This window comes from Sphingobium sp. 22B, from assembly GCF_001580035.1.
In the GTDB taxonomy this organism is placed as follows: Bacteria; Pseudomonadota; Alphaproteobacteria; order Sphingomonadales; family Sphingomonadaceae; genus Sphingobium; species Sphingobium fuliginis.
In genome coordinates, this window is sequence record NZ_LTAB01000020.1 from 75,180 (window position 1) to 81,415 (window position 6,236).

Annotated in this window: 9 protein-coding genes and 1 pseudogene; 7 read left to right on the forward strand and 3 right to left on the reverse strand. The window is 66.8% G+C overall.

Translation table 11 applies throughout. The features are described from left to right. Positions 1 to 3 precede the first annotated feature (3 nt). The 5 genes from A0J57_RS17545 to A0J57_RS17565 all read left to right on the forward strand — a co-directional run bounded on the left by A0J57_RS17545 (position 4) and on the right by A0J57_RS17565 (position 2,884). Positions 4 to 552 (forward strand): TspO/MBR family protein, encoded by a 549-nt coding sequence (locus tag A0J57_RS17545; RefSeq protein ID WP_061936896.1) that lies wholly within the window; start codon positions 4 to 6, stop codon positions 550 to 552. Positions 553 to 597: 45 nt separating this feature from the next. Beyond that, positions 598 to 888: an accessory factor UbiK family protein gene (locus A0J57_RS17550; protein WP_007683948.1), complete on the forward strand. Its 291-nt coding sequence runs from the start codon at positions 598 to 600 to the stop codon at positions 886 to 888. A 91-nt stretch (positions 889 to 979) separates the two neighbouring features. Beyond that, the gene (locus A0J57_RS17555) at positions 980 to 1,486 is read left to right on the forward strand and encodes a YbjN domain-containing protein (protein ID WP_025549709.1); all 507 of its coding nucleotides are present in this window, start codon (positions 980 to 982) and stop codon (positions 1,484 to 1,486) included. 11 nt (positions 1,487 to 1,497) lie between these two features. Further along, positions 1,498 to 2,310 carry a pyrroline-5-carboxylate reductase gene (locus tag A0J57_RS17560; protein ID WP_061936899.1) on the forward strand — a complete coding sequence of 271 codons (813 nt, stop codon included), beginning with the start codon at positions 1,498 to 1,500 and terminating at the stop codon, positions 2,308 to 2,310. 70 nt (positions 2,311 to 2,380) lie between these two features. Beyond that, the gene (locus A0J57_RS17565; protein WP_061936902.1) at positions 2,381 to 2,884 is read left to right on the forward strand and encodes an asparaginase domain-containing protein; all 504 of its coding nucleotides are present in this window, start codon (positions 2,381 to 2,383) and stop codon (positions 2,882 to 2,884) included. A 76-nt stretch (positions 2,885 to 2,960) separates the two neighbouring features. On the opposite strand, the gene A0J57_RS17570 is transcribed toward A0J57_RS17565, so the two are convergent. Continuing rightward, positions 2,961 to 3,587, reverse strand: a complete 627-nt coding sequence (locus tag A0J57_RS17570; protein WP_061936905.1) for a hypothetical protein — start codon at positions 3,585 to 3,587, stop codon at positions 2,961 to 2,963. A gap of 104 nt (positions 3,588 to 3,691) precedes the next feature. Next, complete coding sequence (locus A0J57_RS17575; protein WP_044661720.1) at positions 3,692 to 5,137, reverse strand: sigma-54 dependent transcriptional regulator; 1,446 nt, start codon at positions 5,135 to 5,137, stop codon at positions 3,692 to 3,694. Between the two features lie 169 nt (positions 5,138 to 5,306). Here A0J57_RS17575 and A0J57_RS17580 point away from each other — a divergent pair, with 169 nt between their 5' ends. Then, on the forward strand, positions 5,307 to 5,414 hold the full coding sequence (locus tag A0J57_RS17580; RefSeq protein ID WP_226869800.1) for an aa3-type cytochrome c oxidase subunit IV: 108 nt from the start codon (positions 5,307 to 5,309) through the stop codon (positions 5,412 to 5,414). Between the two features lie 29 nt (positions 5,415 to 5,443). Continuing rightward, positions 5,444 to 5,713, forward strand: coding sequence for a proton-translocating transhydrogenase family protein (locus A0J57_RS17585; RefSeq protein WP_061936908.1), 270 nt, complete (start codon positions 5,444 to 5,446; stop codon positions 5,711 to 5,713). Positions 5,714 to 6,143: 430 nt separating this feature from the next. Here A0J57_RS17585 and A0J57_RS26955 read toward each other — a convergent pair. After that, positions 6,144 to 6,236 (reverse strand): annotated as a pseudogene (locus tag A0J57_RS26955) (16S rRNA (adenine(1518)-N(6)/adenine(1519)-N(6))-dimethyltransferase); the annotation flags it as partial.

The following is a 6,236-nucleotide window of genomic DNA, read 5'->3' on the forward strand; positions in this document are numbered from 1 at the left end:
CCGATGAACGAGATTGCGTCTCCGGGTCAATTACGTCTTGCCTATGCGCGCTGGGCGCTGGTTACTGTGCCTGTGATTGTTTTCCTTGGCTTTCTTTCGGGCAAGCTCGCCAATAGTGGCTATGGCAATCGCTGGTTCGCCGCCCTCGCCAAGCCGGAGCTGATCCCGCCCGGCTGGGTCTTCGGCCTTGCCTGGACCGTGCTCTACATATTGATGGCGCTCGCCTTCGCCATCGTCCTGCACGCGCGCGGCGCACGTGGGCGGGGCATCGCGATTGCGGCCTTCATCGTGCAACTGGGCCTCAACCTCCTCTGGTCCCCGCTTTTCTTCCGCGCGCATCTGGTGGACCAGGCGCTGCTGCTGATCGTCCTGCTGTTCCTGCTCGTCGCCGTCACGACCGCGCTGTTCTGGCGCGTCCGCCGCGTCGCGGGCCTGCTGCTGCTGCCCTATCTGTGCTGGCTGGCCTTCGCCTCCTACCTCAACTATGAGATCGGCCGCCTCAATCCGGACGCGGAAAGCCTTGGCAAACCCGCCCTCCAGACCCAGATATGATTTTTGGCGCCGCCCATCGCGGCGCCGCACGGAAGGATAAGCATCATGCAGAGCGAAAACCGCTTTTTCGACGACCTTGCCAAGCTGGTGAACGGCGCGGCCGGAACCGTCGCGGGCATGAGCCGGGAATTCGAGACCAATGCCCGCGAAAAGGCCAAGCAGTGGATCGGCGGCATGGATTTCGTCAGCCGTGACGAATTCGACGCGGTCAAGGCGTTGGCCGCCGCCGCCCGGGAGGAGGTGGAATTGCTGAAGGCCCGGCTCGACGCGCTGGAGGGCAAGGCGTCCGAACCGGTCAAGCAGACGGTCCGGGCCAAGCCCAGGGACGGCGAATAACCGGCTGATTTCCGGCGGAAGCGGAGTTGTCCACGCATTTTCCATGCCGCCCCGGTTTCCACCGGCGCAAAAAATGCTTTAAGGCGCGCAGATGATGGACAGCGACGAATATGAAAATGGCGGTCAGGAGGCCGCGCCGATCGACATGCTGGCCGCCTATTTCGAGGCGCATGGCTGGAGCTACGATCAGGTCGGTGAGGATGAGATCGTCGCCAGCACCCAGGGGTCCTGGGCGCAATATGAGCTGCGCGGCATCTGGCGCGACGAGGATCAGGTGCTGCAAATGCTCGCCTTGCCCGACATCAGGGTGAATGAGGACAAGCGCAGCGCCATCTACGAAACGCTGGGCCTGATCAACGAACAGCTTTGGCTCGGCCATTTCGAGCTCTGGTCCTCCAGCGGCATCGTGCTGTTCCGCCACGGCGCGCTGCTGGGGGCGGGCGGCACGCTGACGCTCGACCAGGCGCAGATATTGGTGGAAACCGCCATAGACGAATGCGAGCGCTTCTACCCGGTGTTCCAGTTCGTCCTCTGGGGCGGCAAGACCCCGACGGAGGCGATTTCCGCCAGCCTCATCGAAACGCGCGGCGAAGCCTGAGACGCTTTCCCATGACCGACATCTGGCCCGACCATCTTTTCCTTGTCGGCTGCGGCAATATGGCGGGGCAGATGCTGCGGCGCTGGCTCGCCTGCGGCCTCGATCCGGCGCGGGTGGTCGTGTTGCGTCCCAGCGGCAAGGCGGTGGCGGAAGGGGTGAGGGTCGTCACCGACTATCCCGCCTCCCTGCCTGCCGGCACCACCATCCTGCTGGGCATGAAGCCCTATCAGCTTGGCGATGTCGCGGGCCTGCTTGCGCCGCTTTGCAGCGCCGATATGCGGATCGTTTCGATCCTTGCGGGAACGCGGCTGGCCGATCTGCGCGCCGCTTTCCCCGCGGCGGCGGAAATCGTCCGCGCCATGCCCAACCTGCCGGTGGGCATAGGGGAGGGTGTCACCGCGCTCCATGCGGATGCCGCATTCCCGGCGGCGTCGCGCAAGGCGGTGGAGGCGTTCATCGCCCCGCTAGGCCTTGCCGAATGGATTGCGGATGAAGGCCAGTTCAACGAAGTCACCGCGCTGTCCGGCTGCGGACCCGCCTTTCTGTTCCGCTTCGTCGATGCCCTTGCGCGGGCGGGCGAGGCGATCGGCCTCTCCGCCGACCAGGCCGGGCGCATGGCGCTCGCCACCGTGCGCGGCTCTGCCAGCATGGCTGCCATGGCGAGCGAAAGCCCGGCCGTGCTGGCGGATCGCGTGGCCAGCCCCGGCGGCATGACGCGGCAGGGTCTGAACGTGCTCGATGCCGACGGCCGGTTGCTGAAGCTGCTCACCGATACGCTGGTCGCCGCGCGCGACCGGGGCGAGGCGATGGCCCGGGGCGAATAGGGCCGGGGCGGTTCACCTCTTCCCGCAAAGCCCTTAGAGAAACGACATTTCCCCCCTTTGGAGTCCTGCGATGCTGTCCGCCGAAACGTCCATCCTTGTCCTCACCACCGGGGGGACGATCGACAAGATCTATTTCGATGCGCTGTCGGACTATCAGGTGGGCGAAACGGTGGTGGCGAAGCTGCTGGACATCGCCCGCGTCAAGCGGCCCTTCCGCATCGAGGAAGTGGTGCGCAAGGACAGCCTGGAACTGGACGATGCCGACCGCGCCCTGATCCGCGACCGTGTGGCCGCCGCGTCTGAAAGCCATATCGTCATCACCCACGGCACCGACACGATGACGGAGACGGCGAAGCTGCTTTCCGCCATCGCCGGCAAGACGGTCGTGCTGGTGGGCGCGCTCGCCCCGGCGCGTTTCGGGGAAAGCGACGCCAGCTTCAACCTCGGTATGGCCTTTGCGACGGTGCAGCTTGCCGCACCGGGCGTTTACATCACGATGAGCGGGTCGGTCTTCCGGGCCGACAGGGTGGTGAAGGATCGGGAAAAGGGCGCCTTCGTCCCGATTGGCGAGTGAGTTTGCGCTGGGGGTGTTCCTGGTCGATCAGGGGACATTTCCCCTCTCGCCCATGATCCCTTCATGACCGGCCGCTTCAGCGCGTGCCGGCATTCTCCGCCGCCACGGGAACCGCGCCGCCCTCCGGCGTCTGCGCCTTGGGCGCGAAGATGCGGAGGCTGTCGAGCGTCTTTTCCGCCATCGCCTGATATTGCTCGCTCAGCATTTCAGGATAGACGAAGCTGGCCGTGACGATCGAGCCGTCCGGCTGTTTCATCAGCCGCAGCGCGACATTGTTGCCCTCGCCGTCATTGGCGGTGCCGCGATATTCGTTATCGCCGACATAGTCGCCGCTCACCCCTTCGGAGCCTTCGCTCACCGTCTCGACGATCTGTTGCAGCGTCTGGTCGCCCTCCTTCTTCTGCCAGAAGATGCGGACGTCCGCGCCCGCGCCGGGGTCCTGATAGACCACGCCGTCCGCATTGCTGGAGGCCGCGTCCTTCTGCCAGCCTTCCGGGAAGGTGATGGAAAAGCCGCGCTCGACATTGACATAGTTGCGGGATGCGGGCGTGTCGGCCTTCGCTTCGGCCATCGCCCTGGCCGCGGCGGCATTGGCGGCGGCGGCGAGTTCGTCCTGGCTTGGGAGGTCCTCCACCGGTTCCGCGCGGCCGCAGGCGACCAGCAGGAGGAGGGGCATGGCGGCGGCGAGGATGGCGCTTTTCATCGCTCCCCCAAAGCATAGCCGCCGCGACATTTCAACGCCGCAACCGCGTGTGGCGCGATGGGACGACGGCAGTGCGGGGCGTCCGCCCCCGGCAGCCGGTCCGATCAGGCAGCGCTGTCGATGCCCAGTTCGGCGAGCTTGCGGTAGAGGGTCGAGCGGCCGATGCCCAGCCGCCGGGCCACTTCGGTCATGCGCCCGCGATAATGGCCGATGGCCAGGCGGATGACGTCCGCTTCGATCTCCGCCAGTTGGCGGACATGGCCGTCGCCTTCGAACAGGGTGATGCCGGCGGCCTCCCGATGCGGCTGCGGCACGGCATGAAGCCGGCCACGGGACTCGCCATGGCCGCGCCCGCGAATATGGGCGGCGATCTGTGGAAAATCCTGGGGCGTAAGAGCATCGCCCTCGCACAGCACCGCGGCGCGGAACAGGGCGTTCTGAAGCTGGCGCACATTGCCCGGCCAGTCATGCTGCATCAGCAGCGCCAGCGCGTCGTCGGTAAGGCCAAGGCCGCGCAATCCCGGCTGGGTCGCGATGCGGGCGAGCAGATGGCGGCACAGCGCCGGCACATCGCCCAGACGTTCGCGCAGCGGCGGAATGGTGAGCTGCACGACGTTGAGGCGGTAATATAGGTCTTCGCGGAAGCGCCCCGCCTCGATCTCGTCGTGCAGCCGCTTGTTGGTGGCGGCGATGACGCGGACATCGACATGGATCGGGCGGCGCGCGCCTATGGGCTGGACTTCGCCGTCCTGAAGCACGCGCAGCAGCTTCACCTGCGCGTCCAGCGGCATTTCGCTCACTTCGTCGAGGAAGATCGTGCCCATGTCGGCGGCGACGAATTTGCCGACCTGCCGGTCGAAGGCGCCGGTGAAGGCGCCGCGTTCATGGCCGAACAGGTCGGATTCCACCAGATTGGCCGGGATCGCGCCGCAATTGACGGTGATCATCGCCTGCTTGTGGCGGGGGGAAGCGGCGTGGATCGCGCGGGCGATCACATCCTTGCCGACGCCGCTTTCGCCCTCGATCAGCACAGGGACGCGGGCGCGGGCCGCCTTGGCCGCGATGGCGAGCGCGGCGCGGAACTGCGGCGCGGCGCCGACCACATCCTCGAAGGACAGGGCGGCAGGGATCTTTTCGGTCAGCGGGCGCAACTCGCCCTTGCCATGTTCGCCGTTCAGCGTGGCGTTGAGCGCGGCGAGCAGCCGCTCAGGCGCGATCGGCTTGGCGAGATAGTCGGTGGCGCCGGCCCGCATCGCCTCCACCGCGACGGCGACATTGTTATGCGCGGTGAGGATCAATATGGGCAGGGCCGGCCGGCGGGCGCGCAGTTCGCGGATCAGGCCGGTCGGCTCATAGCTCGGGCTCCACTGGTCGAGCAGCACGGCGTCGAGCCGCATGCCGTCCTGCGTGCCCAGCATCGCAATCGCGGTGTCGCCGTCATTGGCGAAGATGGTGCGCCATCCCGCACGGGCGGCGAGAGCCGACACCAGCCTGCGCTGCGCCGGCTCGTCGTCGATCAACATCAGCATCGGAACGCCGTCGCGCGCCATCCTTACCCCTCATAAGCGAACTGGTGCCGAAGGTAGGGAAGAGGGGTAAAGACCGGCTTAACCGGAAAAATTTTCTTGTCCGCTGACGGCTTGAGGGGGAGAGGGCTTGGCGATAAGAGGATGCCGCGAAACGGACAGAGAGGGACAGTGCATGGCTTCGGACGGGAATATGAACAGCGCAACCCAGACCTATGAAGGGTTCGTGGCCCTCATCAAATGGGGAACCATCGCCAGCGCCGTCGTCGCCGCTCTGGTCGTGCTGCTGATCGCCAGCTGAGCCAGGCTTGATCGCTGAAGGGGGAGCAGATGACGCCGTTCCTTCTCCCCTGCTTTTTGGCGGCCTGCATCGTCGGGGCGCTCGTTGCATGGCGGGCGCGGCCGGACGAGGGCTGGGCGCTCGTTTCCGTTCTTCAGATGCTGTCATCCGCCATTCTGGTCGGCGCGCTGATCGTGGCGGCGGAGGCGGGCAGCAGTATCGCCCGGACATTGGGCCTGCTGGCGATAGTGGCGGGCAGCGCCGGGTTTTGCGGCGGTTTGGTGGCGGCGCGGCGGATCGGCATGCCGCCGCGGCCATGATGGAAGGCGTGAACGGGACGATCCTCGCCGGCTGGTCGCTGGCCGCCTTATTGTTCGCGGCGGCTCTGCTGGCCCCGCTTGGCGGCGGGTTGCGGCGGGGCGCGCATCTGGCGGGCGCCGCGATGATGGTTGCGGGCGCCGTGACCCTCTACAGCCATGATGTCATGGCCCTGCCGCAAATCTGCGCGGCGCTGATCGCGGGAAGCGCGATCGGGCTGGCATTGGGGCGCGGCATGCCGCGATCCGCGCTTCCATCGCTGATGAGCGGTCTCATCGGACAGGCCGGCCTGGCGGCCGTCTTCATCGGCGGAGCGGCCTTGCGCGATCCGCATGCCTTCGGCCTGCTGGACGATGCGACGGACCGGCTGCGTATCGAGGGCGCCGCTGCGATCGGCGCAGCCGTCGCCTGCGGAGCCATGGCCTGCGCGGGGGCGGCGGCGGTGAGGCGTTCGAGATGCTTCAACTGCACGCCTTCGGGGGCGGGTCTGGGCGTGATGTGGACGACCGCCGACATGACCTTGGG

Bases quoted from the DNA above. Each gene is read 5' to 3' on its own strand.
- A0J57_RS17580 (WP_226869800.1), top strand. From the start codon at position 5,307: ATGAACAGCGCAACCCAGACCTATGAAGGGTTCGTGGCCCTCATCAAA.
- A0J57_RS17545 (WP_061936896.1), top strand. From the start codon at position 4: ATGAACGAGATTGCGTCTCCGGGTCAATTACGTCTTGCCTATGCGCGC.
- A0J57_RS17560 (WP_061936899.1), top strand. From the start codon at position 1,498: ATGACCGACATCTGGCCCGACCATCTTTTCCTTGTCGGCTGCGGCAAT.
- A0J57_RS17555 (WP_025549709.1), top strand. From the start codon at position 980: ATGATGGACAGCGACGAATATGAAAATGGCGGTCAGGAGGCCGCGCCG.
- A0J57_RS17570 (WP_061936905.1), bottom strand. From the start codon at position 3,587: ATGAAAAGCGCCATCCTCGCCGCCGCCATGCCCCTCCTCCTGCTGGTC.
- A0J57_RS17585 (WP_061936908.1), top strand. From the start codon at position 5,444: ATGACGCCGTTCCTTCTCCCCTGCTTTTTGGCGGCCTGCATCGTCGGG.
- A0J57_RS17550 (WP_007683948.1), top strand. From the start codon at position 598: ATGCAGAGCGAAAACCGCTTTTTCGACGACCTTGCCAAGCTGGTGAAC.
- A0J57_RS17575 (WP_044661720.1), bottom strand. From the start codon at position 5,137: ATGGCGCGCGACGGCGTTCCGATGCTGATGTTGATCGACGACGAGCCG.
- A0J57_RS17565 (WP_061936902.1), top strand. From the start codon at position 2,381: ATGCTGTCCGCCGAAACGTCCATCCTTGTCCTCACCACCGGGGGGACG.